The organism is Pantoea latae, from assembly GCF_002077695.1.
Lineage (GTDB): Bacteria > Pseudomonadota > Gammaproteobacteria > Enterobacterales > Enterobacteriaceae > Pantoea > Pantoea latae.
In genome coordinates, this window is sequence record NZ_MWUE01000083.1 from 1 (window position 1) to 268 (window position 268).

A 268-nucleotide genomic window follows, 5' to 3' on the forward strand; every position below is an offset into this window, starting at 1 on the left:
AGACCCCACACTACCATCGGCGCTACGGCGTTTCACTTCTGAGTTCGGCATGGGGTCAGGTGGGACCGCCGCGCTAGTGCCGCCAGGCAAATTCTGTTTTCCGCGCCGCCATAAGGCCACACGGACTATCCGTCACAAGCTGAAAATCGCGTCTCGCAAAACGCCTCTGGCGTTGTAAGGTTAAGCCTCACGGGTCATTAGTACCGGTTAGCTCAACGCATCGCTGCGCTTACACACCCGGCCTATCAACGTCGTCGTCTTCAACGTC

At 57.8% G+C, this 268-nt stretch carries 2 rRNA genes; both read right to left on the reverse strand.

The features are described 5' to 3' along the window. Nucleotides 1-87 (reverse strand): 5S ribosomal RNA (gene rrf, locus B2J69_RS23555); the annotation flags it as partial. Nucleotides 88-176: 89 nt separating this feature from the next. Continuing rightward, nucleotides 177-268 (reverse strand): 23S ribosomal RNA (locus B2J69_RS23560); the annotation flags it as partial.